Below are 26,458 nucleotides of genomic sequence, written 5' to 3'. Positions count from 1 at the left end.
CTCTCTTCAGATCGAGGCGCAGGGTACGCTGTGATGACGTTGCCAAAGTTGCAGGTAACGCTGCTGTTCCTGTTCCCAGCGCGCGTCGTCCCAGCCCAGGCGCGGCTGGCACAGCCGGCGGATGTCCGCCAGGTAGTGGGCCGCGCCTTCGGCCAATAGCAGGCCGAGGCGAGTGCGCCGCAACAACAGGTCGTCCAGGTGCAAAACCATCTCGGTCTCGGCGGCAAACGCCAGCTCCGCCCACAAGGTATCGCTGGCCCCGACGCAATCGCTGCCCAAGGTGCGTATCAAGCTGGCCAGGCGCGGCAGATCGCGGCCATGACGCCCGGCCAGGCGCCGCACGCCGGCGTCGCTCAGCCCGGGGATCGCCTGCAACGGTACGGCCTGGAACACCGGCGCGCCGTCATCCTCCAGGGGTTTGCCGAGCATCCCGGCACAGGCCCGCAGCACCTCGATGGCCTGGGGCCGGAAGGTGGTCAACTTGCCTCCCGCCAGGGTCACGCAGCCGGGCTCCTGCCACAGCACGTGCTCGCGGGTTTCATTCGATGGCTTGGCCTGGGAGTCGGCGGCGCCCACCACCGGGCGCACCCCGGACCAGGTACACAGCACGTCCGCCGCCGTCACCTGGGCTTGGGGAAATGGCTGGGCGCAAGCCTCCAGCAAGTAGTCGAGTTCCTCACAGGTGATGCTCGCACCAAGGTCCAGATCCTCGCGGTGATCCAGGTCGGTGGTGCCCACCACCGTGGCCCCTTCCCACGGAAAGACAAACACCGGACGGCCGTCGCGCCGATGCATGAAACTGAAGGCATGGGCCACCGGCAAGCGCCAGCCCGGCAACAACAAGTGACTGCCACGCAAGGGCCGCAACTGGCGCTGCCCGCCGCCCGGTTGCAGGCGCTCAGCCCAGGCTCCGGTGGCCACCGCCAGCACCGCGCAGCGCACTTGCATAACCGCGCCGCCCTCAGTGTCCTCGACCTCGACCCCACACACACGCTCGCCGTCGCGCAACACCTGGCGCACCCGCAGGCCATTGAGCACCCAGGCGCCATCGGCACGGGCCTCGGCCAACACGCGCATGACCAGCCGCGCATCGTCGGTCAGCGCATCGCGAAACTGCGAGGCACCCAGCAGTCCTGGCTCCTTCAGGCCCGGTGCCAGATAGCGCAGTTGTGCAGGTTTATGGAACTGGCGGCTGCGACAACCGGCCAGCGCGTCATACAAGCGCAGCAAACCGCCGAATACCCGTGGCCCGGGGAACCCGCCGCGATAGTGCGGCATCAGGAAACTCATGGGGTCTACCAACCCCGGTGCCTCGCCCATCAAGCGTTGACGCTCGCGCACCGAATCACGGGCCAGGCGCCACTGGCCCTTGGCGATGTAGCGCAGGCCACCATGGACCATTTTCGACGAGCGGCTGGAAGTGCCCCAGGCAAAGTCCCTTTGCTCCAGCAGCAGGCAGCGCCAGCCGCGCCGGGCCGCCTCGCGCAGGATCCCGGCGCCACTGATGCCGCCACCGATCACGATCAGGTCCCAGGTTTCATTCGCCAGTTGCGGCAGCACGGCTTCGCGCCATTGGGCATTCCAGTCATTGCTCATGGGCCTAGTCTTCCAGCAGCGTGCCGGGGTTGAGGCGCCCGGCCGGATCAAAATGCCGGCTCAGGCTGTGCAGCGCAGCCATCGCCAATTCGCCTTTCTCCCTCGGCAGGTAGGGCGCGTGGTCCTTGCCCACGCCATGCTGGTGGCTGATGGTGCCGTGGTTTTCGACGATAGTGCGGCTGGCCGCCTGCTTCAGGGCCTTCCAGCGTTCGAGGGTGGCCGGGTAATCCGCCGCCGGGCGGAACACATAGCTGGTGTAGATGCTCGACCCTTCGCCATAGACATGGGATAGATGGGTGAACACATGGACCCGCTCGCCCTCGGCCGCCAGGCAGTCCCGCAAGCTGGCCTCGATAGCGTGCAGCAAGCCATCGACATGGCACCAGTCGGTCGCGGTCTCCAGGGTGTCGACCACGTAGCCGGCCTGCCAGAGGTTCTCCCGCAGGTAGGGGAAGCGAAAGCGGTTCTGTTGCCATTTCTTGCCCAGCAGGGTGCCGGTGAACACGCCGCCAAAGGCCTTCAGATGCTGGCGCGCCTGGCGCAACGACAGGGCATTCTGCCGACGATTGCCGGTGACCCCGAAGGTCAGCAGGCATTTGCCCTCGCCAGCCCCGCGTAGCGCCAGGTAGCGTTCCAGCCAGGCGATTTGGTTGGGGTGGCCGGCCAGCGCCAGTTGGGTCTGGGTTTCCATGGCATTGGACAGGCGCAGCATCGACAGCGGCACCCGTGCCTGCACCAATTGCCGGATAGCCTGTAGGGCACGGGGCCAGTCCGGCAGGAACACGCCATAGAAGCGCTCATCCTCGGGCAGCGCACTGACCCGCACCTTGACCTCGGAAATGATGCCGAAGCGCCCTTCACTGCCCAGCACCACTTCCCGCAGGTCGGGGCCGGCGGCCGAAGCCGGGAAGATCGGGATCTCCAGCGGCCCGGCGAACGTCTCCAGGGTGCCACCGGCGAACAGTTGCTCGATCCGCCCGTAGCGCAGCGATTGCTGGCCGCTGGAGCGGCTGGCCACCCAGCCACCCAGGGTCGACAGTTCCCAAGACTGCGGAAAGTGCCCCAGAGTGTAGCCTTTGGCCCGCAACTGGCTCTCCACCTGGGGGCCACTGGCGCCAGGGCCGAAGGTGGCGATCAGGCTTTGCTCGTCCAGGTCGAGCAGGCGGCCCATGTGTGCCAGGGACACCGTCAGCACCGGGCGCAAGGACGCCGGCGGGTTGATATGCCCGGCCACCGAGGTGCCACCACCATAGGGAATCAGGCACAGGTCAGCACTGTCGGCCAGGGCCAGCAACTGGCGGATCTGCTCGACACTTTCCGGCAGGGCCACCGCATCCGGATACTGACCCAGCGCACCTTCACGCAAGGCCAGCCAGTCTGGCAGGCTCTGGCCTCGGGCATGCATCAGGCGGTCCCGGGGTTCGATGCTGTAAAGCCGATGGGGCGCCAGGCGCGAGGCGGGAACCCGGGCCAGGGCGCTGTCCAGGCTGGCGTCAGGCAGGGTGTGCCCGTCGCCCAATCGCTCGCGTAAAAACGCCGCCCCATGGGCCGGCATCTCCATCTGCGTGGTTTCTTCGCCCCAGCCGTTCCAGCGTCGCATGCCTGTTTCTCCCAGCAGATCGTGTGATTTTCAGTCCACCCATACTAATCAGCCGGCGCAAGCTGTCACGGTCGCATCAGGACAAATGGAGTAGCCAATTGGGTCAATCGGCCCATTACCCGATGTCGCCACGGGAGCATTTACTTTAGCCACGGTTTCAAATTACCTTGCCAGCCATCGAAGCGCGCAAGGTAATGCCGCCGGCAACACCCCCGCCAGGAACCCAATCATGCAGACACTCGGCTCGACCTCAGTCCCTCCTCTGCTGAAATACCTGCGCCATGCCGAACACCTTGGCGTGGCGACCGCCCCCGCCCTGGCGGCGGCCGGGATCACGGCCGGCCAACTGGACGACAACAGCCTGCGCCTGCCCGTGGAAGCCCACGAACGCCTGCTGGAGTATTTCTGCGAACATTCCGGGGACCTGTTGTTCGGGCTCAATTCGGCACGGTTCGTGTTGCCCAACTCGTGGAGCGTGCTGGGTTACATCACCATGAACTGCGCCACCCTGGGCGAGGCGATGAACCGCATCATGCCGTTCGAAAAGCTGGTGGGTGACATGGGCACCAGCCGCGCGGAGATGGTCGGTGAGCAAGTGCGGCTGATTTGGAACTGCCGCCACCAGCAGCCACGGATCCGTCGGCATATGGTCGAGAACGTGCTGGCGTCCTGGCTGGTGTATGCACGCTGGATCGCCGACACCGAACTGTCGCCCAGCCAGGTGCTGCTCGAACACCCGTTGCCGGAAGGCGCGCAACTGAGCCAATACGAGGACTTCTTCGGTTGCCCGGTGTTATTCGAGCAACCCTGCTCGGCCTTGGTGGCGCCGTTGAGTTACCTGCAAACGCCCCTGCGCCAGGCCGATGCGCAATTGCTGCGCACCCTGGAGGAACATGCCCTGGCCCTGATGGCCTCGCTGGACGATTCGACCCTGGCGCTACGGGTGAAGAACGCCCTGCGCCAGTTGCTCAAGGAAGGCCTGCCGCGCAAGGAACAGGTGGCCGAGCAGTTCGCCATGTCGGTGCGCACCTTGCAGCGCCAGTTGCAACAGGCCGGTACGTCCTACCAGCAGATCCTCGACGACCTGCGCCAGGAACTGGCCGAGCACTACCTGCTGCACAGCGACCTGCCGATCCAGGACATCGCCCAATACCTGGGTTTCACCGAGCCGCGCTCGTTCCACCGCACCTTCAAGAGCCGCACCGGTGTGCCGCCGGGCGAGTATCGGCAGACTCACCGTGGGAGCTGAGGCCACCACCGCCGACTAGAAAGCCATTGCCCTTGACTCTCCCCTATATGGCAGACCCTACGCTGGGCATCATTTCCCTCAGGGCTTTCCCCGTGGTTCAGCGCATCCTGGTCATCCTCGGCCACTCCTCCAGCACCAGCTTCTGCTCGGCACTCGCCGAGACCTACCTCCAATCGGCCAAGGCCGCCGGCCATGAAGTCCGCATCCTGCGCCTTGGCGAGCTGGTTTTCGACCCGATCCTGCACCACGCCTATCACCAGGCCCAACCCCTGGAGCCCGACTTGCTCGGCGCCCAATCCGACATACTCTGGGCGACACATCTGACGTTCGTCTTCCCTATCTGGTGGGGCGGCGTTCCGGCCTTGTTGAAGGGGTTTATCGAGCGGATTTTCCTCGCCGGCTTCGCCTTCAAATACCGCAAGGGCAAGGCGTTCCCCGACAAGCTCTTGAAAGGCCGAACCGCCCACCTGCTGGTGACCATGGACACACCCGCGTGGTATTACCGCTGGTTCTACCACATGCCCGGCATCCACCAGATGCGTAAGACCACCCTTGAGTTTTGTGGCATCAAGCCGATCAAGACAGTGATGTTCGGCCCGCTACTGGGCTCTACGGCGGCGCAGCGCGACAAGTGGCTGAAGAAGGCCGGCACACTCTTTTAGGAAAGGATCTGCATGTACATCGGTAAAGCCGCGCAGTTGTCAGGCACGACAATCAAGGCGATTCGTCACTACGAGGACATCGGCCTGCTGCCGCCCCCGCAACGCGAGGGGCGGTATCGGGTGTACTCGGCGCAGAGCGTTGAGCTGCTGACGTTTATCAAGTGTGCGCAGCTGTTGGGCTTCAAGCTCAAGGAGTTGCAGGGGATTTTGCACGGACACCGTGGCGACGAGCTGCCATGGCAGCGCGCCAACCAGGCGATTGCGCAAAAAAAGGTCGAATTGATGACGCAGATTACAGCCCTGCAACAGGTGCATGCCGGGCTGGTGGCGTTTGAGGGCAGCCTGGAGCAGGCCCAGGGCCAGTGCCCATTTGCGCGGTTGGTGGAAACGGGCACCGCCCTCAACACCTAGTTCAGCAGGTCGCCTCATTGGTTTTGCAGGGCGTGCTCAAGCGCCCCTTATTTGCCCCTCCCCCCCCTATCTGCTAGTGTCGCGCCCGTTTACCGTCAACCGGAATAGCCGCCATGGCCCGCAAAAAAGTTGCACTCGATTTCGAACAATCCCTCGCCGATCTGCAAACCCTGGTCGAGCGGCTGGAGAACGGCGAGTTGTCGCTGGAAGACTCGTTGACGGCATTCGAGCAAGGCATTGGCCTGACTCGCGATTGCCAGAGCGCGCTGGCGCAGGCGGAGCAGAAGGTCCAAGTGTTGCTGGAGCGGGATGGGGAGTTGGCCGAAGAACCTTTCGACGCGGAACAACCGCAATGATCGACGTTTATCAGGCCAGCAGCCAGGCCCGGGTCAATGCTGCGCTGGAGCCGCTGTTTGTGGCGCCAAGCCCCGAACTCAAGCGTCTGTATGAAGCCATGCGCTACAGCGTGATGAACGGTGGCAAGCGTGTGCGGCCGTTGCTCGCCTACGCGGCCTGTGAGGCGCTGGGTGTGGACGCCGCGCAAGCCAATGGCGCGGCGTGTGCAGTGGAGTTGATTCACGCCTACTCGCTGGTACACGACGATTTGCCAGCGATGGACGATGACGATCTGCGTCGCGGCCAGCCCACCACCCACAAGGCCTTTGACGAAGCCTGTGCGATCCTCGCCGGTGACGGCCTGCAAAGCCTGGCGTTCAGCGCCTTGCTCGACCCACGCTTGAGCGACGTCAATGCCCAGATCCGTTTGCGCATGGTCACCGCGTTGGCCACGGCAGCGGGCCCGGCGGGTATGGTCGGGGGCCAGGCGATTGACTTGGGTTCGGTCGGCCTCAAGCTGGACCAGCAAGCCCTGGAATATATGCACCGGCACAAGACCGGCGCGCTGATCGAGGCAGCTGTACACCTCGGCGCCCTGGCCAGTGGCCGCGCCGAAGCGGCGCAGTTGGCCGCCTTGCAGGTGTATGCCCGGGCCATCGGCCTGGCGTTCCAGGTGCAGGACGATATTCTCGACGTAGAAAGCGATACCGCGACCCTCGGCAAGCGCCAGGGCGCCGATATTGCCCGGGACAAACCGACCTATCCGTCGTTGCTTGGGCTGGAAGCCGCCAAGGCCTATGCCCTGGAACTGCGTGACCAGGCCCTGGACGCCCTGCGACCATTCGACGCGGCAGCCGCGCCGCTACGCGACCTGGCGCGGTATATCGTCGAACGTCGCCACTGATTACAGCGGTCATTACGGCCGCCTATCAGCCAAGTTCGGTGCTCTGCGTGGGCAGTTTGCAATGCTTGAGGTAAACTGCCGCCTCTTCTATACCTATAACGATTCGCCTGATGCCCACGACGTTTCAAGAGATTCCCCGCAAGCGCCCGACCACGCCTCTGCTGGACCGTGCCAACACGCCGGCCGGCTTGCGCCGCCTGGGTGAAGCCGAGCTGGAAACCCTGGCCGATGAGTTGCGCCTGGAATTGCTCTACACGGTCGGCCAGACCGGTGGGCATTTTGGTGCAGGCCTGGGCGTCATCGAGCTGACCATCGCGTTGCATTACGTATTCGACACCCCGGACGACCGGCTGGTGTGGGACGTGGGGCACCAGGCGTATCCGCATAAAATCCTCACCGGACGCCGCGAGCGCATGGCCACTTTGCGCCAGAAGGATGGCATTGCCGCCTTCCCGCGCCGCGCCGAGAGCGAGTACGACACCTTTGGCGTCGGCCATTCCAGCACCTCGATCAGCGCAGCCCTGGGCATGGCGATTGCCGCCCGCCTGCAAAACAGCGATCGCAAGGCAATTGCCGTGATCGGTGATGGCGCGCTGACAGCCGGCATGGCGTTCGAAGCGTTGAACCATGCGCCGGAAGTGGATGCCAATATGCTGGTGATCCTCAACGACAACGACATGTCGATCTCGCGCAATGTCGGCGGCCTGTCCAATTACCTGGCAAAGATTCTGTCCAGCCGTACCTACGCCAGCATGCGCGAAGGCAGCAAGAAAGTGCTGTCGCGCCTGCCAGGCGCGTGGGAAATTGCCCGCCGTACCGAAGAGTACGCCAAGGGCATGCTGGTCCCCGGCACCCTGTTCGAAGAATTGGGCTGGAACTATATCGGCCCGATCGACGGCCACGACCTGCCGACCCTGATCGCCACCCTGCGCAACATGCGTGACCTCAAGGGCCCGCAGTTCCTGCATATCGTCACCAAGAAAGGCAAAGGCTTCGCCCCGGCGGAAGTCGACCCGATTGGTTACCACGCCATCACCAAGCTCGAACCGCTGGACGCGCCCGTGGCGGCACCCAAAAAGGCCAGCGGGCCGAAGTACTCCGGTGTGTTTGGCGAATGGCTATGCGACATGGCCGCCGCCGACCCGCGCCTGGTAGGCATTACCCCGGCGATGAAGGAAGGCTCCGACCTGGTGGCGTTCAGCGAGCGTTTCCCGCTGCGTTACTTCGATGTGGCGATTGCCGAGCAACACGCGGTGACCTTTGCTGCCGGCATGGCCTGCGAAGGCGCCAAGCCGGTGGTGGCGATCTACTCCACGTTCCTGCAACGCGGTTATGACCAGCTTATTCACGATGTGGCGGTGCAGAACCTCGACGTGCTGTTCGCCATCGACCGCGCCGGTCTGGTCGGCGAAGACGGCCCGACCCACGCTGGCAGCTACGACCTGTCGTACTTGCGCTGCATCCCCGGCATGCTGGTGATGACCCCGAGCGACGAGAACGAGCTGCGCAAGATGCTCAGCACCGGGCACCTGTACAACGGCCCGGCAGCGGTACGCTACCCCCGTGGCAATGGCCCGAATGCGGTGATCGAGAAAGACCTGGAACCGATCGAGATCGGCAAGGGCATCGTCCGTCGCCAGGGCAGCAAGACCGCATTCCTGGTGTTCGGCGTGCAACTGGCCGAAGCCCTGAAAGTGGCGCAGAACATCGACGCCACGGTGATCGACATGCGTTTCGTCAAACCTCTGGACGAAGCCCTGGTGCGCGAAATCGCCAGCAGCCATGAGTTGCTGGTAACCGTTGAAGAAAACGCCATCATGGGCGGCGCCGGTGCGGCGGTCAGCGAGTTCCTGGCGCGGGAGAATATCCTCAAGTCGGTGCTGCACCTGGGTTTGCCGGACATTTATGTCGAACACGCCAAGCCGGCGCAGATGCTGGCCGAGTGTGGGCTGGATGAAGCGGGGATTGAGGCTGCGGTGCGTGCGCGCATGACACTGCTGGGCCTGTAACACTGAGCAAAATGTGGGAGCGGGCTTGCTCGCGAATGCGGTGTATCAGTCAGCACATTTGATACTGACATACCGCATTCGCGAGCAAGCCCGCTCCCACATGGGTACTGTGTCAACTTCCAACGCTATGGACAGCCCATGAGCAGCCTTCGCCTTGCCCTATCCCTGCTGCTGCTCCCCGCCACCGACCTGCTGGCCGACAGCTTTGAACGCGATGACGCCCTGAAGCTCCCCGATGTGGTGATCAGCGCCAACCGCCAGGTCCAGGCGCGCAATGACAGCAGCGCCGCCAACACGGTCTTCACCCGCGACGATATCGACCGCCTACAACCCTCCAGCCTCACCGACCTGCTCAGCCGCGTGCCCGGCGTGCAAGTGGCGCGGACCGGTGGCCGAGGCAGTTTGCCGGGGATTTTCATGCGCGGCACCAAGTCGGCGCAAAGCCTGGTGCTGGTGGATGGCCAGCGCATTGCCAATACCACGTCCGGCGACAGCGGCCTGCAATACCTGAATGTCGATCAGATTGAACGGGTGGAAGTGCTACGCGGATCGCGCTCGGTGATTTACGGCAGTGACGCCATCGGTGGGGTGATTCAGGTATTTACCCGTCGCAATGCTGGGCAAGGCCTGCAACCGCGCCTGAAACTGGGCTTTGGCAGCAACCACACCTGGGAGCGCAGCCTGGGCCTGTCGGGCGGCGATGAGCGCACGCGCTTCAACCTGGGCGCGAGCCTGGATGAAACCGCCGGTATCGACTGGAGCCACGCCTCCTTCCCCAGCGATCGCGATCATGATGCCTATCGCAACAAGTCGCTGAGCCTGAACCTCAGTCATAGGTTCAGTGATGAATTGGAGATGGGGTTCAACCTGCTGGATAGCCGTGGCAGGTCTGAATATGACAACAGCTTTGGTCGCTATGATTTCGCCACCGGGCAAAGTGTTGGCCAGAAGCCCTATACCGACTACACCGTCAGCAGCGCCAGCGCCTACATCGACGCTCAACTCAACGATGCGTGGCAGAGCCGTGTAGAGCTGGGCCACAGCGAAAACCGCGACACCAAACGTGACAAGCTCAGCGCTGACTTCAGCGTGTTCAACACCTACCGCGACTCGATCAACTGGCAGAACGACCTGACACTCGACCAGCAAAACAGCCTGATCCTCGGCGGCGATTGGTATGAAGACCGTTTTCACGGCAGCACTACGTACAACGAAAACAGCCGCTGGAACCGCGCCGCATTTATCCAGCATCGATTCAAGGGCGAGTGGTTTTCCACCGAACTGGGGCTGCGCCGCGACCAGAACCAGCAGTTCGGCGGGCAGAACAGTTGGAGCGGCACGCTGACCTTGCCGGTCAACCCCAACAACGACGTGCTGTTCAGCTACAGCGAAGGGTTTCGTGCGCCGACGTTCAATGATCTGTACTACCCCGACACTAAGTACAGCAACCCTGACCTACAGCCCGAAACCTCGAAAAGCTACGAACTGCAATGGCGCAGCCAGCTCAGTGATAGCACGCAGCTGGAAGCCTCGTTGTACCGCACTGATCTGAGAGACGCGATCATCCTCGACGCCAGCGGCAAGCCACAAAACGTCGCCACCGCCCGCATCAACGGCTTCGAAGCCGCACTCAAACAGGAGCTGTTCGGCTGGCAGGGCAACCTCGGCCTGTCGATCATCGACCCACGCGACCGCAACAGCGGCCACACCCTCGCCCGCCGTGCCCGGCGCACCTTGAACCTGGACCTGGATCGGCAGTTCGATCAGTTGAGCCTGGGCGCCAGTTGGCAGGCAATCAGCAGCAGCTACGACGCCGAGGACAACAAGAACCGGCTCCCAGGCTATTACCTGGTGGGATTGCGCAGTGGCTGGGCGCTGAATCGGGAAGTGGCGTTGTCGCTGAAGGTGGATAACCTACTGGACCGCCGCTATACACGGGCGTGGTACAGCTATGACGATCCGGGCTTCCAGAATAACCAACCGTATCGGGAAGAGGGCCGGACGTGGATGGTTGGCGTGACATGGACACCGCAGCTCTAAAGTTGTCTGGGGCGACGCCATCGCAGGCAAGCCAGCGATAGCGGTTTTAGCGGTTCGGCTCAATCACCTGACACAACCTCGCCACCGCCTCCACCATTTGCCCACTGGGCCGCTCCAGCCCTTTATCCGGCACGATCAGCAAACGCCCTTGCGCCACCGCCGCCACTTGCGGCCAAGCCTTCCAGTCCTGCAACTGCGCTTGATCCGCCGCCAGGATCACCTCGGGATCACGCTGCAACACCGACTCGATGCTGACCTGTGGCGCTGGCAACTTGAGGTCATCAAACACATTGCGTGCGCCGCACACACTTAACGCATCGCTGATGATCTGCCCACCGCCCACGGTGTACAGCGGCTGATTCCACACCTGATAGAACACCCTCAACGGCTCGCTGCGGTGATAGCGCTGGCGCAACGCAGCCAAGCGTTGGCGCAGTTGCGCGGCCAATTGGCGACCGGCATCGGCACGGCCCAACTGCCCGGCGATGGCCTCCACCTGACTGCTCAGTTGTTCAAGGCTATGGGGCTCGGCAACGTAGATCGGGATGTTCAGGCGTTTGAGTTGCTCGCGCTGGGCGGGGCCGACGCTGCCGGGCCAGAGCAGCAGCAAGTCCGGCTGCAGGCTGAGCAGTCGCTCCAGATCCAACTGCCCATAGCGCCCCACCGAAGGCACGTTGCGCAGTGCTTCAGGTCGTTCGCCGCCGTCGAGTACGCCCACCAACAGATCGGCAGCACCCAGCTCAACGACGATTTCAGACAAGGAAGGCGCGAGGCTGACCACCCGCTCGACCGCCGTTGCCGACGCGCTGGCGGCCAGCAGCAGAACCACCAGCCAGCGACGCATCAACCGAGCTGACGCGGAATGCGGTAGAGGTAGAACAGCACCAGGGTCGACAAGGCCAGGAGAAACAGCGGCACCGCTTCCAGACCGACGAACACCGCCAGCGCACCGACCCAGGCCGGAAACGCCGCGACCAGCAATGCCGTGCGTCGACGGGCTGCAAGGGTGATCCAGGCGGTCGGCTCTTCAGGTGTATCGAGGGCCTTGGAGGTGGCGATCAACGCATGTTTGTAGGCATGGAAGTAACGCAGGCTGGCAAACATCGAGGCGACACCGGCGATAAAGAACGGCATCGCCAGCACCGGCAACAGCGGCTCACCCTGGCCAAATACCAGGTTGATCACGAACAACGGCAGCAACGCCAGCGCCAGGTACTGCCACCAACTGAAGGACAGCCGCCGCTTGACCTGGCCGCGCGTCACGCCCGGTCGACCTCGCCCTGATGCTCGTTGCCCATCATGTGGTCGAGCTTGCTGGCCTTGGTCGCCAGGTAGAGTTTGTTGTGCGGGTTATGCCCGGTGTGCAGCGGCACGCGCTCGGCGACGGTGATGCCCATGTCGGTCATGGCCTTGACCTTGCGCGGATTGTTGGTCATCAGGCGCAGGGACTGCACACCCAGATGCTCAAGCATCGGCAGGCAGATGGCGTAGTCGCGCTGATCGGCGGCAAAGCCCAGGCGCTCGTTGGCTTCCACGGTATCGGCGCCGCCGTCTTGCAGTTCGTAGGCGCGAATCTTGTTCAGCAGGCCAATGCCACGGCCTTCCTGACGCAGATACAGCAACACGCCACGGCCTTCACGGGCGATGGCTTGCAAGGCGGCTTCCAGTTGCGAACCGCAGTCGCAGCGCTGGCTGAACAATGCGTCGCCGGTCAGGCACTCGGAGTGCAGTCGGCCCAGGACCGGAGCACCATCGGCCACATCACCCAGGCTGAGCACGACATGTTCGCGCCCGGAGGCTTTTTCAAGAAAGCCATGCATGGTGAACGTGGCAAAAGGGGTAGGCAGCTTGGAAGCAGCAACGAAAACGACGGGCACCGTGTGCTCCTGATTTCAGATTTCACAGAGGCAGGCATTGTAACAGCACGTTCCTACAGACGCTTAAGCTGAATTATCGCTGATAAAGATCAATAGGTTCGATTGGCCTTTGCCTTGGTTCTATGAATGCTCATCTTTTGATGTAGGAGCGAGCTTGCTCGCGAAGGACGTCAACGATAACGCGTGCATGCAGGATAATCGCGGTGTTCTCTGGTTCTTCGCGAGCAAGCTCGCTCCTACATAAAGGCATGCTGGTCAGAACGGATAGGGCTGGTGCCAACGTTCGAAGATCGGCTTCAACTCGCCGCTTTTCACCAGGACCTCCATGCGCTGGTCAAACAGCGCCAGCAGCGCCCTGCCCCGCTCGTTGTCAGCAAACCCCAGGAACAATGGCAGCTCGGCCACATGGGTGAGCTTGAACACCGACGGATCAGACGCTTGGCCAACCACGTGTTTTACCTCGGTCAAGGCGTCGATATAGAAGTCTGCCCGCCCTTGCTGGAGCATCGGTAAAATCCCGCTGCGGCGCTCGATCTGGTTGAAACGGTGAATATTGGGCAGGTATTCCTCGTACTTGTAGCCGCGTACCCAGGCCAAACGGTAATTGCCCAGGGTCGCCAGGGTCGGCGCCTGGCTGCTCGCAAGTCCCAGGGCGTAGATGTGATCAGAGTCATAGTGCCTGCGCGCGTATAACACGCCTTCGGTTTCATCCCGATAGGAACCGACCCAGGCGTCCGCTTCGCCACGCCGGACCAGGCCGACCGAACGGGTGTAGGGCACGCTGCGGATCTTGACCTTGATCCCGGCCGGCTCGAAAATTTCGCGCATCAGGTCCCAGCCCAAGCCACTGCCATCGGCGTTGGTGTAGTCGTTCCAGGTTTCACTGACCAGGCGAATCGGCCCAGGCACGACCTGCATCTCATCAGCCCGCACTGAAGACGCAACGATACACAGCAGGATCAGCAGCCAGCGACGTACATCCATGATGACGACCTCCTGTGAAAGCCCATCTTTTTCACAACCTAGCAAAGGGTAGCGTAGGTCACCACGTCACGGTGCCTGACGAAAATGCTGATAGCCACCAACGGCCGGGGTGATGTCCTGCCCGGCGGCATCAAGCAATGCCACGCCCGACCCCGCCTCCACGCGCCCAACCACATGGACCGGCCAACCGTCGGCCAGCAACGGCGCCAGTTCGCCGGGTGGCAAGGTGAAGGCCAGCACGTAATCGTCGCCACCACTCAAGGCGGCTGTATGGGCCCCGTCATCGCCCAGGAAGGCCAGCAGCGCTACAGACAGCGGCAGCCGTTGCCACTCAATCACCAGCCGCACGGCAGAAGCCTTGGCGATATGCCCGCAATCAGCCAGCAGGCCGTCGGAGATATCCAATGCTGACGTAGCCTTGCCACGCAACGCCAGGCCCAAGGCCAACTGCGGTTGCGGCGACCAGTAATGTGCCAGCAGCGGCTGGGCGATAACCGCGTCAGCGCTGCGCTGCCCCAATACCAACGGCAAGGCGCCGGCGGCATTGCCCAAGTCGCCACCCACACACAGCAAGTCGCCCGGCTGCGCACCGCTGCGGGTCAGCGCCTGGCCCGCCGGGACACGGCCAAACACGGTGACGGTCAGGCTCAGCGGCCCACGGGTGGTATCACCGCCCACCAGGCCCACGCCACAGCGCTGGGCCATGGCGTTCAAACCCTGGGCATAGCGCTGCAACCAATCGGCCGAAACCGTCGGTGTGGTAAGCGCAAGGGTAAACGCGAGGGGGTTGGCGCCCATGGCTGCCAAGTCGCTGACTGCCACCGCCAGCGAGCGCTGGCCGAGCAGGAACGGATCGCAGGGGTCGGCAAAATGCACGCCGGCCACCAATGTATCAGTAGAGATCGCCAGTTGCTCCCCTGGGGGAACCGCCAGCAGGGCGCAGTCGTCGCCGATCCCCAGGGCAATGCCTTCGCCGCCTTGCGCACAGGGCGCGGCGGCGAAGTAGGTGCGGATCAGCTCGAACTCGCCCATCAGGGAGTCAAGCGCAGGTTAGCGCTTGTACGCCTTCACTTCGGCTTCACGCAGGCGCGGGGCCAGCTTGTCGAGCACGCCGTTGACGAACTTGTGACCGTCGGTCGAACCGTAGACTTTCGCCAGTTCGATACCTTCGTTGATCACAACGCGATACGGCACGTCGACGCGCTTGAGCAGCTCCCAGGTGGACAGGCGCATCACGCACAGTTCAACCGGGTCCAGCTCTTCGAGGGTCAGGTCCAGGCAAGGTGCCAGGGCCGTGTCGATCTCGCCCAGGTTGGCGTGCACGCCGTGCAGGATGTCGTGGAAGTACGGCAGGTCGGCGAAGGTAAAGTCGTTGTCGACACGGAACTGCGCTTCGATTTCGTTCAGCGAAGTACCCGCCATCTGACGCTGATACAACGCCTGGGTCGCCAACTGACGGGCAGCGCGGCGCTTTTCGTTCTTCGATGGCTTGCCGGCGTCCGCAGGACGTGGCTCGCGTGGGTTGAAACGATCGCTCTCGTCGGAAATCACTTGGCCTCCAACTGCGACAGCAGGCTGACCATTTCCAGGGCGGACAGGGCAGCTTCAGCGCCTTTGTTGCCGGCCTTGGTGCCGGAACGCTCGATGGCTTGTTCGATGGAATCAACGGTCAGTACGCCAAAGGCCACTGGCACGCCGAACTCCATGGACACCTGGGCCAGGCCCTTGGTGCACTCGCCAGCCACGTATTCGAAGTGCGGAGTACCGCCACGAATGACTGCGCCCAGGGCGATGATTGCTGCGTATTCGCCTTGCTGGGCAACTTTCTGCGCAACCAGTGGAATTTCGAAGGCGCCAGGGGCACGGATAATCGTGATATCGCTTTCGCTCACACCGTGGCGAACCAGGGCGTCCACGGCACCGCTTACCAGGCTTTCAACCACGAAGCTGTTGAAGCGGCCAACCACCAGGGCGTAGCGGCCTTTGGGGGCGATGAAGGTACCTTCGATGGTCTTCAGGGTCATTCGACAAATCTCTTAAAGAGCCGGGACGCGTATATGACGCGCCCCTTAGTGATATTTGAACCGCGAACAAGACGCGACAATCGTCGGCCTTTATTCGGAGGGCACGTATTCTACTACTTCCAGGTCGAAACCGGATATCGCATTAAATTTCATGGGCGCACTCATCAGGCGCATTTTGCGCACGCCCAGGTCACGCAGGATCTGCGAGCCGGCACCGACGATGCTGTAGGTGGTCGGTTTTTTCACCGGCACCTGGTCAGCGCTTTCGCGGATATGCGCCAGCAGTACATCGCCATCCACCGGGTTACCCAGCAACAGTACGACACCGCTACCCGCCTCGGAAACCGCGGCCATGGCGGCTCGCAAGCTCCAGCGGCCCGGCTGCTTGACCATCAGCAGGTCGCGCAACGGGTCCATGTTATGCACACGCACCAGGGTCGGCTCTTCGGCGCAGATGTTGCCCAGGGTCAGCGCCATGTGCACGTCGCCTTCCACCGAATCACGGTAGGTCACCAGGTTGAAATGCCCCAGTTCGCTGTCCAGCGGCTGCTCGGCAATCCGCTGAACGGTACGTTCGTGGATCATCCGGTAGTGAATCAGGTCGGCAATGGTGCCGATCTTGATGTTGTGTTCAGCGGCAAAGGCTTCCAGTTCAGCGCGACGGGCCATGGTGCCATCGTCGTTCATCACTTCGCAGATCACCCCGCTCGGCTCGAACCCGGCCATGCGCGCCAGGTCGCAGGCAGCTTCGGTGTGGCCGGCACGGGCCAGGGTGCCGCCAGGCTGGGCCATCAGCGGGAAGATATGCCCAGGGCTGACGATATCTTCGGCCTTGGCGTCTTTGGCGGCAGCGGCTTGCACGGTGCGGGCGCGGTCGGCGGCGGAGATACCGGTGGTCACACCGGTGGTCGCTTCAATCGAGACGGTGAACTTGGTGCCAAAACCCGAACCATTGCGCGGCGCCATCAGCGGCAGCTTGAGCAGTTCGCAGCGCTCGCGGCTCATGGGCATGCAGATCAGGCCACGGGCGTGCTTGGCCATGAAGTTGATATGTTCCGGCTGGCACAACTCGGCGGCCATGATCAGGTCGCCTTCGTTCTCGCGGTCTTCGTCATCCATCAGGATGACCATCTTGCCTTGGCGGATGTCTTCAACCAGTTCTTCGATGCTATTGAGCGCCACGCGGCACCCCCTTGGTCAGGATTTCAGGTAGCCGTTAGCGGCCAGAAAACTTTCGGTGATGTTACCGGCTGCAGGCTCTGCGGCCTTATCGCCCAGCAACAGGCGCTCCAGGTAACGGGCAAGCAAGTCCACTTCCAGGTTCACCCGGCGACCCGGCTGGTACGAGGCCATGATGGTTTCGCTGAGGGTGTGGGGAATGATGGTCAGTTCGAATTCGGCGCCATTCACGGCGTTCACGGTCAGGCTGGTGCCGTCGACGGTGATCGAGCCTTTGTGGGCGATGTACTTGGCCAGTTCTTTCGGTGCCCGGATGCGAAATTCCACGGCCCGCGCGTTTTCGCTGCGTGCCACTACTTCGCCGACGCCGTCGACATGGCCGCTGACCAGGTGGCCGCCCAGGCGGGTGGTCGGGGTCAGGGCTTTTTCCAGGTTGACCGGGCTGCCGGCCGCAAGATCATTCATCGCCGTGCAGTCCAGGGTTTCCCGGCTGACGTCGGCGGCAAAGCCATTGCCCGGCAGTTCGATGACGGTCAGGCACACGCCGCTGACGGCGATGCTGTCGCCCAGCTTGACGTCGCCGAGGTCGAGCTTGCCGGTTTCAACCAACAGGCGCACGTCGCCGCCTTTGGGGGTCATGGCGCGGATGCTGCCGATGGATTCGATAATGCCGGTGAACATGGCCTTCTCCTGGAAAACGGTGCGGGCGCCTGGGGCACCCGGTCAGAATTATACGCTCGCTGCTGGCACAGGGATGGCAGTGACTCGCCAGTCGTCGCCTACAGCGCGCATTTCAGTGATCTTGAGTTGGGGGGCGTCGGCCAGTTTCTCAAGCGGCCAGTCCAGCAAAGGCCGAGCGGCGGAGCCCAGGAACTTGCCGGCGACGAAAATCACGTATTCGTCCACCAGCCCCTGCTGGGCAAACGCGCCCGCCAGGCTTGGCCCGGCCTCCACCAGCACCTCGTTGACGCCACGGGCCGCCAGGGCCACCAGCGCCGAGCGCAGGTCGACCTGGCCATCGACGCCCGGTACCACCAGGCATTCGGGGCCACGGGGGAACTGGTTTTCCGGGGTCACGCAGGTGATGACCAGCGCCGGGCCGGCCTTGAAGAACGGGGCGTTGAGCGGCACCCGCAGGCGGCCATCGATCAGCACGCGCAGCGGTGGGCGCGACATCGCCAAAGCGGTGGTTTGCGGATCCAGGCCCAGCTCGGCGGCGCGCACGGTCAGGCGCGCACCATCGGCCAGCACGGTATCGGCGCCGGTCAGCACCACACTGGCCTCGGCCCGCAGGCGCTGCACGGCGGCACGGGCGGCAGGGCCGGTGATCCACTGGCTCTCACCACTGGCCATCGCGGTGCGCCCATCCAGGCTCATCGCCAACTTGACCCGCACAAACGGCAGGCCGTGCTCCATGCGCTTGAGGAACCCGGGGTTCAGCGCACGCGCCTGGCTTTCCAGTACGCCGCTAAGCACCTCGATCCCGGCCTGGGCCAGGCGCTGCATGCCACGCCCGGCCACTTCCGGGTTCGGGTCCTGCATGCCCGCGACCACCCGTGCCACACCGGCTGTCACCAGCGCATCGGCGCAGGGTGGCGTATGACCATAATGGCTGCACGGTTCAAGGGTCACGTACACCGTGGCACCCCGGGCTTTATCGCCAGCGGCGCGCAAGGCATTGGGCTCGGCATGGGGTTCGCCGGTACGTTCGTGCCAGCCTTCGCCGACAATCTGCCCATCACGCACAATCACACAGCCGACCCGTGGGTTGGGGTGGGTGGTGTACAGGCCCTTGCGCGCCAATTCGAGGGCGCGGGCCATGTAATGGGCGTCGAGCACAGCCTGTTCTGCAGAAGGTGGGTTCATTCTTTGACCGGCTCACGGGCCAGGCGGTCGATCTCTTCGCGGAACTCGTTGAGGTCCTGGAAGCGTCGGTACACCGAGGCGAAACGAATGTAGGCAACTTCGTCGAGCTTTTGCAGCTCGCCCATCACCAGTTCTCCCACCACCAGGCTCTTGACCTCGCGCTCGCCGGTCGCCCGCAGCTTGTGCTTGATATGCACCAGCGCCGCTTCCAGGCGCTCGACACTCACCGGGCGTTTTTCCAGGGCACGCTGCATACCGGCGCGCAGTTTGTCTTCGTCGAAAGGCTGGCGGCTGCCGTCGGACTTGATCAGGCGTGGCAGTACCAGTTCGGCGGTTTCGAAGGTGGTGAAACGTTCACCGCAGGCCAGGCATTCACGCCGGCGACGCACTTGATCGCCCTCGGCGACCAGACGCGAGTCAATGACCTTGGTGTCGTTGGCACCGCAGAAGGGACAGTGCATGGTGGCAGGCAACAAAAAAAGGGAGGGCCATGGTAGCGCATCCCCGTGGCAAGACAAGCCATAGCCTTTACGGTATATAGGCTGACTATTATGTTTCTTATGTTTAGTTCACGGATTTTTGCCCTTTTTGGAGCCGTACATGCCGTTACGACCGCTGGTTTTACTCACTCTTTTCAGTTTTCTGGTCGCCTGCAGCAGCGAAGCGCCAAAACCGGCCGCACCGCAACCCACGCCACAACAAGAGAAAAAAATCCCCGGCCAGGAGCCTCTCGGGCCACTGCCCGCCTATCAGCGTGAAGTCAGCGGCACCCTCAATGGCGTGCCGGCCGGCGCCGAAGTCGAGCTCGCGCTGCTGGTGATCGACGAGCGCAGCCGCCCGCAACAATTGCTGGCCAGCAGTGTGCTGATCGGCAACAACAAGCCGTTGGACTTCCGCCTGCGCTTCAACCCACAAGCCTTCCCGACCGGCGCCCGTGTTGAGCTGCGTGGCCGTGCCAGCCAGTCCGGGCAGTTGATCCTGCATCTGCCGGCGGTGCGCATCCAGCAGCCGATCACCCAGACCACCGGGCCCTTGCAACTCGTCCGCGCACCATGACGCCACCGCTGGACCTGCAACGGGCCTTGGGCGAACTGATCGGCGACGCACAACTGGTGCCCTGCCCGTTGCCCGGCACCGACCTGGCGTTGTGGCTGCTGGACGCCGACAACATGGACCGCGCCTTCAGCCCCGAGGAAACCCGGCGCATCCTGCATGAGCCGCCCTATTGGAGTTTCTGCTGGGCCAGCGGCCTGGCACTGGCCCGCTACCTGGCGGCCAACCCGCAATGGGTGGCGGGCAAGCGCGTGCTGGATTTCGGCGCCGGTTCCGGCGTTGCGGGGATTGCCGCCGCCAAGGCCGGTGCCCTGGAAGTGGTGGCCTGCGACCTCGACCCGCTGGCACTCGGAGCCTGCCGGGCGAATGCTCAACTCAATGGCGTGACGCTGGGGTATTCGGCGGACTTCTTTGCCGAGGCCGATCGTTTCGACCTGATCCTGGTGGCGGATGTGCTGTACGACCGGGCGAACCTGCCGCTGCTGGATCAATTCCTCACGCGCGGGCGAGAAGCGTTGGTCGCCGATTCGCGGGTGCGCGACTTCCAGCATCCGGACTACCAGCGGCTGGGGATCCTGGAAGCGCTGACCCTGCCGGACCTGGCGGAGCCTTGGGAGTTTCGCAAGGTGAGCCTGTACCATTCGCGGCGCTAGGCACCTTAGTTACAAATCTTCAGCAATAGAGTGGCTAAGACAGCGGCCGCAAGGGCATGGAAAATACCGCCCTCCTGCACGCGGCCTGGACGATCGATCGGCATGCATTTCCTCCTGGTTTCGCTGGTCGGCGCCTCTGCAAAGGCGTTGCAAAAACCTGGGCAGTTGCATAACCTGCTTGGCAATACACCCGCCATGCCTCTGGTTGCACCAGCGACCAAGCACAAATTGTGCGGGTTTTTTATGCCTGGTGATTTTCCGGCATGAAGGCGTTCGACAAGCCTGCCATTGACGTCCCGGCCCAGCTGGAACTGCTCAAGTCGCGGGGCTTGATAATTGACGATGAAACAGGCGCTCGGTGCTTCCTGCAGTCGGTCAGTTTCTTTCGATTAAGCCCCTATATGCGGCCCTTCCAACAACCGGAAGATATCGACCACCACTTCCATGCTGGCACCCATTTTCACCAACTGGCACGACTCTACGATTTCGACCGACGTCTTCGCTTATTGGTTATGGATGCTATTGAGCGGGTCGAGATCGCCTCACGTGCAGTCATCAGTAATCACATGGGCCCCACCTACGGTAGCCATTGGTACATCGACGGCCAGACTTTTCACCCGACATTTGACCACCAGCGCCTGCTTGCAACGCTACACACCAAACAGTCTGTGGCAGCACGCGACTACGAACGCGAATACCTGCGCATCGACCGACTGCACACAGACAGCAATCGAAAAGACCATCTCAAACGTCAAAGAGCCAAAGAAAGCTACGCGCGCCACTATCCAATTACCTACGATCACCCATCTCTCATGCCGAGCTGGGCCATGCTGGAAGAGTTGACGCTGGGTGACCTCTCTCATCGCTACAAAGGCCTGGCCAGGGACGCGGATAAAAAAGCCATTGCCAGGCGCTTGGGACTGCCCGCACCACTGATGCAGTCCTGGCTTCACACGTTGACCACTGTTCGAAATATGTGCGCCCATCACTCACGGATGTGGAATCGGCAACTGGGCATTCGCCCCGAATTACCCAGGAAAGCCAATTTCCCGTGGCCAAAGCATCTCCTCCAGCCAGGATCCCATACCCGCATTTTTCCGACACTTTGCATACTTAACCACCTGATGTATCAGGTCAGCCCCCGTACTCGCTGGGACCAGCACCTTTATCACCTGATCAGCGACTTTCCCAACCTCAACCTAAAAGCGATGGGGTTCCTTCGTGACTGGTATCAGGACCCTTTTTGGCATGTATCTCGCGCTTGACCCTTGCGCGGCTTCCGATAGAGACCGCCAGTCTTTATAGTTGCCCCATCCCACGCGTCATTGAGAACCACCATGAGTGAGCCCACGCCGTACATTTTCGATGTCACCACCGCCACCTTCGATCAGGCAGTCATCGAGAATTCGTTCCACAAACCCGTGCTGGTGGATTTCTGGGCCGACTGGTGTGCGCCGTGCAAGGCGTTGATGCCGTTGCTGGCGCAGATTGCCGAGAGTTACCAGGGCGAACTGCTGCTGGCCAAGGTCGATTGCGAAGCCGAGCAGGATATCGTTGCGCGCTTTGGCATTCGCAGCCTGCCGACCGTGGTGCTGTTCAAGGATGGCCAGCCGGTGGATGGGTTTGCCGGGGCGAAACCGGAGTCTGAGATCCGGGCGCTGCTGGAACCCCATGTGCAGTTGCCACCACCCGCCGACGAAGACCCGCTGGAGCTGGCCCAGGCGCTGTTTGCCGAGGGGCGTATCAGTGAGGCCGAAGCCGTACTGGTGGCCTTGCTCGGTGAAGACAACACCAACGCCGCAGCGTTGATCCTCTACGCTCGCTGCCTGGCCGAGCGTGGCGAACTGGGTGAAGCGCAGACCGTGCTCGATGCGGTCAAGAGCGACGCGCACAAGGCAGCCCTCGCCGGCGCCAAGGCGCAGATCACGTTCCTGCGCCAGGCGGCTGACCTGCCTGATACCGCTGACCTCAAGGCCCGCCTGGCGCAAAACCCGCAGGATGATGACGCCGCGTATCAGTTGGCCGTGCAGCAATTGGCCCGCCAGCAATACGACGCGGCGCTGGAAGGCTTGCTGAAGTTGTTTATCCGCAACCGCAGCTACAGCGAAGGCCTGCCACACAAGACGTTGCTGCAAGTGTTCGAACTGCTCGGCAATGACCACCCGCTGGTCACGGTCTATCGCCGCAAGTTGTTCGCTGCGCTGTACTAATCGCTGCCGATCCAACTGTACTGCGGCGTATCCCCGCCGCTGGACACCTTCACCTTGGCACTGTGACGCAAGCGCACCAACAGGCGCTTGCCCGCCTGGGCGTTGCCGGCCAGCCCTTCCAGGCGATCCGACAACTCCAGGCCGCTCAGTTGCCCGGCCTCGCGCAGCAGGTCCTGGGCGGCCTGCCACAGGTCAGCGTCCTGATTGACCGGTGCCGGGGCGGCAGGCACTTCGTCCGTCGCCGGCGCCACCGCCTGCAGGTGCGCGCCCAGCCGCGCCCAATCGCTCGCGTCCAATTCCAGGGTCAAGTCCACGGGCAACTCGCCGATGGTTCCACGAATTCGCATCATTGCTCGTCCTCCAGCAGTTTTCTGACGAGCATGCTCCCATGCGCCTTGCGCAACGCCAAGCAGACGGTCAAACTCTCAATGATATTGTTATAAGATCACATAACATTCATCCCGGGAGTCTTTCTATGCGCCGCCTGTTGCTCGCTTTGCCGTTTGCCCTGCTGCCACTGGCCATCGCCCAGGCCGCTGACGAACACAATCACGACCACGATCATGAACACGGTAGCCTTGGCGCCCATGAACATGGCGTGGGCCGCCTGAATGCGGTGCTGGATGCCAAGACTCTGGAACTGGAGCTGGAAAGCCCGGCGATGAACCTGGTGGGGTTCGAACACCTGGCCACTACCGCCGCCGACAAAGCCAAGGTCGCTGCCGTGCGCAAACAACTGGAACAACCCTTGGCGCTGTTCAGCCTGCCGAAGGCCGCCGGTTGTGTGGTCAGCACCCAGGAACTTGAGAGCCCACTGTTTGGCGACAAGCCAGAAGACGATCATGACCACGCCACCGATGGCAAAGGCGCTGCCGCCCACGACCATGATCACAGTGAAATCCACGCCCACTATCAGTTCACCTGCGCCACCCCCACTGCGCTGAAAAACCTCGACCTGGCGAACATCTTCAAGACCTTCCCCGCCACCCTGAAAATTCAGGTACAACTGATCGGCCCGAGTGGCCAGCAGGGTGTTGAAGCCACGGCCAAGACGGCCACCCTGAAATTCTGACTCCACACGGTTGATGTAGGAGCTGGCTTGCCTGCGATGCAGACGACGCGGTGTATCAGTGACACCATCGCAGGCAAGCCAGCTCCTACAGTTGACCGCGCTCTGCAGGTGATACTGAGTTCCCATGACCCAAGCACTGATCGAACTGTCCGACCTGGGCTTCAACTGGCCCGATCATCCCCAGTTGCTGGATATCCCGGCATTTCGCCTGGAGCCGGGGGAAACCCTGTTTCTCAAGGGCCCCAGCGGTAGCGGCAAGACCACCCTGTTGGGCCTGTTGGGCGGTGTGCAGAAACCCACGCGCGGCAGCATTCGCTTGCTCGGCCAGGAGCTGACCGAGCTATCGGCCGCCGCCCGTGATCGGTTTCGGGTCGACCACACCGGCTATATCTTCCAGCAGTTCAACCTGCTGCCGTTTCTCTCGGTACGCGAGAACGTCGAACTGCCCTGCCATTTCTCCAAGCTGCGGGCGCAACGTGCGATCCAGCGTCATGGCAGCATCGATCAAGCCGCCGCAACCTTGCTCGCGCACCTGGGCCTCAAGGATGCGGGCTTGCTGGAACGCCGCGCCGACTCGCTGTCCATCGGCCAGCAGCAACGTGTCGCCGCCGCCCGCGCACTGATCGGCCAACCGGAACTGGTGATTGCCGACGAGCCGACCTCGGCCCTGGACCACGATGCCCGGGAAGCCTTCCTGCAACTGCTGTTCGCCGAATGCCGGGACGCGGGCGCCAGCCTGTTGTTCGTCAGCCATGACCAGAGCCTGGCACCGCTGTTCGACCGTCACCTGTCGCTGGCCGAACTCAATCGCGCCGCCACGCCGCTCGAGGTTTGAGATGTATTTATTCCGTCTAGCCATGGCCAGCCTGGCTAACCGCCGCTTTACCGCGATCCTCACCGCATTCGCCATCGCCCTGTCGGTGTGCCTGCTGTTGGCGGTGGAGCGCGTGCGCACCGAGGCCCGCGCCAGCTTTGCCAGCACCATCAGCGGCACCGACCTGATCGTTGGTGCCCGTTCCGGTTCGGTCAACCTACTGCTGTATTCAGTGTTTCGTATCGGCAACGCCACCAACAACATCCGCTGGGACAGCTTCGAGCACTTCGCCGCCAGCCCCCAGGTGAAGTGGGCGATTCCGATTTCCCTCGGCGATTCCCATCGCGGCTACCGGGTGATGGGCACCAACGAGGCCTACTTCGAACACTACCAATACGGCCGCAAGCAAAACCTGCAACTGGCCAGTGGCCGCGCATTTGCCACTGACCCGTTTGAGGTGGTGCTCGGCGCCGAAGTGGCCGACGCCCTGCATTACAAGCTCGGTGACAAACTGGTGCTGGCCCACGGCGTGGCGGTGGTCAGCCTGGTCAAGCACGATGACAAACCCTTCACCGTGGTCGGCATTCTGCAACGCACCGGCACCCCGGTGGACCGCACGCTGCATATCAGCCTGGGCGGCATGGAAGCGATCCATATTGACTGGCACAACGGCGTGCCGGCCCAGGGCAAGGGCCGGATCAGTGCCGACCAGGCGCGCAATATGGACCTTACGCCGCAAGCGATTACCGCGTTTATGCTGGGCCTGAACAACAAGATTTCGACCTTCGCCCTGCAACGGCAAATCAACGAGTTCCGTGGCGAACCGATGCTGGCGATTCTGCCGGGCGTGGCCCTGCAAGAGTTGTGGAGCATGATGGGCACCGCTGAAAAGGCGCTGTTCGTGATCTCGCTGTTTGTGGTGCTGACCGGGTTGATCGGCATGCTCACGGCGATCCTCACCAGCCTCAATGAGCGGCGCCGCGAAATGGCGATCCTGCGTTCCGTGGGGGCGCGGCCCTGGCATATTGCGAGCCTGCTGATTTTCGAGGCCTTCGCCCTGGCCCTGGCCGGAGTGGCGGCGGGGGTTGGCCTGTTGTATGTGTGTATTGCGGCGTCCCGTGGCTATTTGCAGGCCAATTACGGCCTGGACCTGCCACTGGCGCTGCCCAGCCCGTATGAATGGACGCTGCTCGCCGGTATTCTGGTCGCCGCCCTGCTGATGGGCAGCGTGCCGGCCTGGCGCGCCTATCGACAATCGTTGGCCGATGGCCTGTCGATCCGTTTATGAGGAAGGCTTTGATGCGCCGTGCCCTGCTTGTGCTGTTGTGGATGCTGACCCTGCCCGCCTGGGCCGCCGAGCCTCGGGATTTGTCGTGGCAGGAAATGATTCCACCGGACGCTCCGGTGGAGGTGCCGAATATGACGCCGCTGCACGACCTGTCGAACATGGCCGACGCCCTGTCAGCAGAGGCAGCGCCAGCGGCCAAGCAGGATTTGCCCAACGCGCCGGTGGTCGCAACCCTCAACGACCAGCACATCCGCCTGCCGGGCTATATCGTGCCGCTGGAGGTCAGCGAAGAAGGCCGCACCACTGAGTTCCTGCTGGTGCCGTACTTCGGCGCCTGCATCCATGTGCCGCCACCGCCGTCGAACCAGATCGTGCATGTCAGGAGCGAAATCGGCGTGAAGCTGGAGGAGCTGTACCAGCCGTATTGGATCGAAGGGCAGATGCAGGTCAAGCCTTCCACCAGCGAACTGGCGGATGCCGGGTATCAGATGGATGCCGAGAAGATCTACGTCTACGAACTGCCGCAATAGCGCGCTCCCACATTGCTGATCACGGTTTCATTGAGCTGAGTCAAAGGCTCACGCGTAACGATCTTTACCATTGGACACAGCCAACTAAAAACGTCCTTTGG

Annotated in this window: 29 protein-coding genes and 1 pseudogene; 16 read left to right on the top strand and 14 right to left on the bottom strand. The window is 62.8% G+C overall.

Annotated features, from left to right (window positions below; all coding sequences use genetic code 11):
* Nucleotides 1-6: 6 nt before the first annotated feature.
* Nucleotides 7-1,596, bottom strand: coding sequence for a glycerol-3-phosphate dehydrogenase/oxidase (locus BFQ03_RS07505; protein ID WP_065942781.1), 1,590 nt, complete (start codon nt 1,594-1,596; stop codon nt 7-9).
* 4 nt (nt 1,597-1,600) lie between these two features.
* Nucleotides 1,601-3,196 (bottom strand): FAD-binding oxidoreductase, encoded by a 1,596-nt coding sequence (locus tag BFQ03_RS07500; protein ID WP_065942780.1) that lies wholly within the window; start codon nt 3,194-3,196, stop codon nt 1,601-1,603.
* A 229-nt stretch (nt 3,197-3,425) separates the two neighbouring features.
* Between BFQ03_RS07500 and BFQ03_RS07495 the strand changes: the two genes are divergently transcribed.
* From BFQ03_RS07495 to BFQ03_RS07465, 7 genes and pseudogenes are all read left to right on the top strand, one after another.
* On the top strand, nt 3,426-4,445 hold the full coding sequence (locus BFQ03_RS07495) for an AraC family transcriptional regulator GliR (protein ID WP_032861656.1): 1,020 nt from the start codon (nt 3,426-3,428) through the stop codon (nt 4,443-4,445).
* Between the two features lie 92 nt (nt 4,446-4,537).
* Nucleotides 4,538-5,133 (top strand): annotated as a pseudogene (locus BFQ03_RS07490) (NAD(P)H-dependent oxidoreductase).
* Nucleotides 5,120-5,518, top strand: coding sequence for a MerR family transcriptional regulator (locus BFQ03_RS07485; protein WP_065942779.1), 399 nt, complete (start codon nt 5,120-5,122; stop codon nt 5,516-5,518). Before BFQ03_RS07490 ends, BFQ03_RS07485 begins: the two are co-directional and overlap by 14 nt.
* A 113-nt stretch (nt 5,519-5,631) precedes the next feature.
* Complete coding sequence (locus BFQ03_RS07480) at nt 5,632-5,874, top strand: exodeoxyribonuclease VII small subunit (protein ID WP_032861653.1); 243 nt, start codon at nt 5,632-5,634, stop codon at nt 5,872-5,874.
* Nucleotides 5,871-6,758, top strand: a complete 888-nt coding sequence (gene ispA, locus BFQ03_RS07475; RefSeq protein WP_032861652.1) for a (2E,6E)-farnesyl diphosphate synthase — start codon at nt 5,871-5,873, stop codon at nt 6,756-6,758. The genes BFQ03_RS07480 and ispA overlap by 4 nt, the downstream gene beginning before the upstream one ends.
* A gap of 110 nt (nt 6,759-6,868) precedes the next feature.
* Nucleotides 6,869-8,767 carry a 1-deoxy-D-xylulose-5-phosphate synthase gene (dxs, locus tag BFQ03_RS07470; protein ID WP_032861650.1) on the top strand — a complete coding sequence of 633 codons (1,899 nt, stop codon included), beginning with the start codon at nt 6,869-6,871 and terminating at the stop codon, nt 8,765-8,767.
* A gap of 138 nt (nt 8,768-8,905) precedes the next feature.
* Nucleotides 8,906-10,807, top strand: a complete 1,902-nt coding sequence (locus BFQ03_RS07465) for a TonB-dependent receptor domain-containing protein (protein WP_065942778.1) — start codon at nt 8,906-8,908, stop codon at nt 10,805-10,807.
* Between the two features lie 46 nt (nt 10,808-10,853).
* On the opposite strand, the gene BFQ03_RS07460 is transcribed toward BFQ03_RS07465, so the two are convergent.
* From BFQ03_RS07460 to nrdR, 11 genes are all read right to left on the bottom strand, one after another.
* Nucleotides 10,854-11,651: a cobalamin-binding protein gene (locus BFQ03_RS07460; RefSeq protein WP_065942777.1), complete on the bottom strand. Its 798-nt coding sequence runs from the start codon at nt 11,649-11,651 to the stop codon at nt 10,854-10,856.
* Complete coding sequence (locus tag BFQ03_RS07455) at nt 11,651-12,070, bottom strand: hypothetical protein (protein ID WP_032861647.1); 420 nt, start codon at nt 12,068-12,070, stop codon at nt 11,651-11,653. Before BFQ03_RS07455 ends, BFQ03_RS07460 begins: the two co-directional genes overlap by 1 nt.
* Nucleotides 12,067-12,684 (bottom strand): GTP cyclohydrolase II, encoded by a 618-nt coding sequence (ribA, locus tag BFQ03_RS07450; protein WP_032861645.1) that lies wholly within the window; start codon nt 12,682-12,684, stop codon nt 12,067-12,069. Before ribA ends, BFQ03_RS07455 begins: the two co-directional genes overlap by 4 nt.
* A 255-nt stretch (nt 12,685-12,939) precedes the next feature.
* Nucleotides 12,940-13,668, bottom strand: coding sequence for a substrate-binding periplasmic protein (locus BFQ03_RS07445; RefSeq protein WP_065942776.1), 729 nt, complete (start codon nt 13,666-13,668; stop codon nt 12,940-12,942).
* Between the two features lie 66 nt (nt 13,669-13,734).
* Entirely contained in the window at nt 13,735-14,700 is a 966-nt protein-coding gene (gene thiL / locus BFQ03_RS07440) for a thiamine-phosphate kinase (protein ID WP_032861643.1), read from the bottom strand.
* An 18-nt stretch (nt 14,701-14,718) separates the two neighbouring features.
* Nucleotides 14,719-15,219: a transcription antitermination factor NusB gene (gene nusB / locus BFQ03_RS07435; protein WP_032861642.1), complete on the bottom strand. Its 501-nt coding sequence runs from the start codon at nt 15,217-15,219 to the stop codon at nt 14,719-14,721.
* Nucleotides 15,216-15,692: a 6,7-dimethyl-8-ribityllumazine synthase gene (gene ribE / locus BFQ03_RS07430; RefSeq protein ID WP_003176356.1), complete on the bottom strand. Its 477-nt coding sequence runs from the start codon at nt 15,690-15,692 to the stop codon at nt 15,216-15,218. Before ribE ends, nusB begins: the two co-directional genes overlap by 4 nt.
* Nucleotides 15,693-15,782: 90 nt before the next feature.
* Entirely contained in the window at nt 15,783-16,874 is a 1,092-nt protein-coding gene (ribBA, locus tag BFQ03_RS07425) for a bifunctional 3,4-dihydroxy-2-butanone-4-phosphate synthase/GTP cyclohydrolase II (RefSeq protein WP_032861641.1), read from the bottom strand.
* A gap of 15 nt (nt 16,875-16,889) precedes the next feature.
* Nucleotides 16,890-17,552 (bottom strand): riboflavin synthase, encoded by a 663-nt coding sequence (locus BFQ03_RS07420; RefSeq protein ID WP_032861639.1) that lies wholly within the window; start codon nt 17,550-17,552, stop codon nt 16,890-16,892.
* A gap of 48 nt (nt 17,553-17,600) precedes the next feature.
* Entirely contained in the window at nt 17,601-18,737 is a 1,137-nt protein-coding gene (gene ribD, locus BFQ03_RS07415; RefSeq protein WP_032861638.1) for a bifunctional diaminohydroxyphosphoribosylaminopyrimidine deaminase/5-amino-6-(5-phosphoribosylamino)uracil reductase RibD, read from the bottom strand.
* The gene (gene nrdR / locus BFQ03_RS07410; protein WP_029299433.1) at nt 18,734-19,198 is read right to left on the bottom strand and encodes a transcriptional regulator NrdR; all 465 of its coding nucleotides are present in this window, start codon (nt 19,196-19,198) and stop codon (nt 18,734-18,736) included. Before nrdR ends, ribD begins: the two co-directional genes overlap by 4 nt.
* A 139-nt stretch (nt 19,199-19,337) precedes the next feature.
* On the opposite strand from nrdR, the gene BFQ03_RS07405 reads away from it, so the two are divergent.
* The 5 genes from BFQ03_RS07405 to trxA all read left to right on the top strand — a co-directional run bounded on the left by BFQ03_RS07405 (nt 19,338) and on the right by trxA (nt 22,653).
* Nucleotides 19,338-19,793 (top strand): YbaY family lipoprotein, encoded by a 456-nt coding sequence (locus BFQ03_RS07405; RefSeq protein ID WP_032861635.1) that lies wholly within the window; start codon nt 19,338-19,340, stop codon nt 19,791-19,793.
* A complete protein-coding gene (locus BFQ03_RS07400) occupies nt 19,790-20,443 on the top strand; it encodes a class I SAM-dependent methyltransferase (protein ID WP_065942775.1) in 654 nt (217 codons plus the stop codon). Before BFQ03_RS07405 ends, BFQ03_RS07400 begins: the two co-directional genes overlap by 4 nt.
* A gap of 102 nt (nt 20,444-20,545) precedes the next feature.
* Nucleotides 20,546-20,710, top strand: a complete 165-nt coding sequence (locus tag BFQ03_RS30195) for a hypothetical protein (RefSeq protein WP_175403882.1) — start codon at nt 20,546-20,548, stop codon at nt 20,708-20,710.
* Nucleotides 20,707-21,708 carry an Abi family protein gene (locus tag BFQ03_RS07395; protein WP_065942774.1) on the top strand — a complete coding sequence of 334 codons (1,002 nt, stop codon included), beginning with the start codon at nt 20,707-20,709 and terminating at the stop codon, nt 21,706-21,708. Before BFQ03_RS30195 ends, BFQ03_RS07395 begins: the two co-directional genes overlap by 4 nt.
* A gap of 72 nt (nt 21,709-21,780) precedes the next feature.
* Nucleotides 21,781-22,653 (top strand): thioredoxin, encoded by an 873-nt coding sequence (trxA, locus tag BFQ03_RS07390; protein ID WP_065942773.1) that lies wholly within the window; start codon nt 21,781-21,783, stop codon nt 22,651-22,653.
* Here trxA and BFQ03_RS07385 read toward each other — a convergent pair.
* Entirely contained in the window at nt 22,650-23,003 is a 354-nt protein-coding gene (locus BFQ03_RS07385; RefSeq protein WP_065942772.1) for a hypothetical protein, read from the bottom strand. The two genes, trxA and BFQ03_RS07385, sit on opposite strands and share 4 nt — an antisense overlap.
* Nucleotides 23,004-23,128: 125 nt before the next feature.
* On the opposite strand from BFQ03_RS07385, the gene BFQ03_RS07380 reads away from it, so the two are divergent.
* From BFQ03_RS07380 to BFQ03_RS07365, 4 genes are all read left to right on the top strand, one after another.
* Nucleotides 23,129-23,725 (top strand): DUF2796 domain-containing protein, encoded by a 597-nt coding sequence (locus tag BFQ03_RS07380; RefSeq protein WP_065942771.1) that lies wholly within the window; start codon nt 23,129-23,131, stop codon nt 23,723-23,725.
* Nucleotides 23,726-23,849: 124 nt separating this feature from the next.
* Nucleotides 23,850-24,560, top strand: coding sequence for an ABC transporter ATP-binding protein (locus tag BFQ03_RS07375; RefSeq protein WP_065942770.1), 711 nt, complete (start codon nt 23,850-23,852; stop codon nt 24,558-24,560).
* Nucleotide 24,561: 1 nt separating this feature from the next.
* On the top strand, nt 24,562-25,827 hold the full coding sequence (locus BFQ03_RS07370; protein ID WP_032861624.1) for an ABC transporter permease: 1,266 nt from the start codon (nt 24,562-24,564) through the stop codon (nt 25,825-25,827).
* Nucleotides 25,828-25,838: 11 nt separating this feature from the next.
* A complete protein-coding gene (locus BFQ03_RS07365) occupies nt 25,839-26,357 on the top strand; it encodes a DUF3299 domain-containing protein (protein ID WP_032861623.1) in 519 nt (172 codons plus the stop codon).
* The last annotated feature ends 101 nt before the right edge of the window (nt 26,358-26,458 follow it).

Origin of the sequence: Pseudomonas sp. 25 R 14, from assembly GCF_900004755.1 — a bacterium.
GTDB lineage: Bacteria > Pseudomonadota > Gammaproteobacteria > Pseudomonadales > Pseudomonadaceae > Aquipseudomonas > Aquipseudomonas brenneri.
Note: the sequence above shows the minus strand (reverse complement) of the source record. Positions and strands in the feature narration are given on the sequence as shown.